The 2,115-nt window shown below is 38.2% G+C and carries 2 protein-coding genes and 1 pseudogene; all 3 read left to right on the forward strand.

The features are described 5' to 3' along the window. A partial coding sequence (locus RB622_RS30000; RefSeq protein WP_308050530.1) for a hypothetical protein occupies positions 1 to 253 on the forward strand: 253 nt, incomplete at its 5' end. Next, positions 250 to 813 carry a hypothetical protein gene (locus RB622_RS30005; RefSeq protein WP_308050531.1) on the forward strand — a complete coding sequence of 188 codons (564 nt, stop codon included), beginning with the start codon at positions 250 to 252 and terminating at the stop codon, positions 811 to 813. The genes RB622_RS30000 and RB622_RS30005, both read left to right, overlap by 4 nt. A gap of 663 nt (positions 814 to 1,476) precedes the next feature. Further along, positions 1,477 to 2,115, forward strand: a pseudogene (locus tag RB622_RS30010) (RHS repeat-associated core domain-containing protein); the annotation flags it as partial.

A 2,115-nucleotide genomic window follows, 5' to 3' on the forward strand; every position in this document is an offset into this window, starting at 1 on the left:
CAAGTACGAAAATAAAACTGGAAAAGAAAGTGTTCATAATCGTGAAACAGATGTAAATAAATCTCAATTCGAGAAGAGTTTGAAAGAATCGGGTTATGATAAAACTAAGAGCAAGGATGGCAAAGTAGAAAACTATACGAAAGGAGATAAAAAATATACCGTTAGAGATAATGCCAAATCTACAGGTGGCGCCACAGCGGATGCGTTTAAAAATGGAGAACTAAAGACCAAAATTAGACTGGGAAAAGAATGAAACATGTGTTTGATAAACTAATGTATGAGGATATTAAGGGAGAGGTTAACAATATTTTTAACCTGAACGTTGAATTTCCGGGGCAAATATTTGAGAAGGCGCAACACTTTATTTTTCTGGAATTTGATGCTTTTTGCCTAGAAAAGTTTTACAAATCATTTGTCAGCATTGCAGGTTCATCGTTCTTTTTTACTCTAGATCCAAATCCGGAAAATTATTATTATTATCATTTCAAAAAGTATAATGTTTTTACTTTTTCCGAAATAGATTCCTTTTCTGATTATATAACTCTATTACATATGCAACCTGAAAAAGGCGCGGCAGATGCAATCGCGGATGTCGTTAATTGTATGGTTATATCTTCTACCAAGTCAATAATTTCCGTTTATGGAAATAGAGATTTAGGGTGCTTGATTGTAGGATTTATGGATCAAAATAGTATGAAGAAATTCATAGCCCAATACGGAGAAAATCATATTTTTTCTATTTCTGATGCCATAAAAGGATTATTCCCAAGTAATTATCATTATTTAGATACTGTTAAATTGAATTATGGTTGACATCTCTTGAAATTATGTAATTTTTCGAGTCATTATGCTCTTACCAGGCTCTCAATCGGGAGCCTGGTTTATTATACAGCAAATTGCCATTTGGCGTTAAAATCACGTATCAGTGCATCAGGGACCATAAAAATCTGTTTAATCTTAGATAGTGATCCAATTTAGAACCCATTTAGGTACTCGTTCTGTTTGCACTCTTCAAACATATCCTGTATGTTTGAAATCTCCTGCCAAAGAAATACGCGATGCAAAACTCGCTTAACTAGCAGGATATTCCGAGTCTCCGCGATGTTATTGTGTTTGAAATGGTATTATTTATGCTCATTTTCAATTAGTTGACCTATAAATGCACAGGTCAAAAAGTGGTTCGTAGTTCATATGTAGACCACTAGCCAAAATGAACCACTCAACGAATTGATAAACAAACACTTAAATAGGTAGTTCACTGCAAAAGAAAACTGTAGTGTAATAGCATAGAATATACTACTATCGGGTACCTCTGTTTGGAGGTAAAACATATCCGCACCTCCGTTCTTTTCTTTTTCAAATGAATAAGAAACCGATCTGGTATTCCGGTGAAAAAGAAAAATCCGTAGCTTGCCAAAGGTAGCAAACGGCACTTTTGCCAAACGTTCTTTGAAGCATTGAAATTACTATCCTTTTGGATTGAGTATCGACAGAAATAGCCCCGTACAGCCTCAGAACCTCAGAAACGGTATAAATCGGTATTTGTACAACGAAAAAGAACTTCAAGTGGGAACAGGATATGTGGATTATGGCGCACGGATGTACATGCCCGAGATTGGGCGTTGGGCCGCGGTGGATCCAATGGCTGAGAAAGGAAGGCGTTGGTCTCCGTACACCTATGGGTTTGGCAATCCAATGCGGTTTATTGACCCGGATGGTATGTGGCCTTGGTCAGTCAATGTTCGATCATTCGCCCCATTCAGGGAATTTGGTGGATGGTTTAAGGGGGATAATAGAGGTTATAGTAGTGCATCAAATGCGAGTGCCAGACTTTCCCATTCGTTTACTGTTGACCCTTCCAAGCATTCATACTCCAATCAAGGGGCATCATCCAGCCCTTCTTCTCATCCCGTGTTAGGAACAGCTACTGCCACTGACGATAGAGGAAAAATATCCAACTTTACCGCCACGTCGAATAAGGACGGAAGCAATACCGTCTCGTTTACTGCTTCTATGGCTGGCAGTAATCCCTTAGTAAAGACTCCATCCATTCTTTCTGATATCAATGTAAACACAGACTTCACCATGACAGAGAACGTGAAAGCAGGAACACTG

It is taken from the genome of Dyadobacter sp. LHD-138 (genome assembly GCF_030929615.1).
In the GTDB taxonomy this organism is placed as follows: Bacteria; Bacteroidota; Bacteroidia; order Cytophagales; family Spirosomataceae; genus Dyadobacter.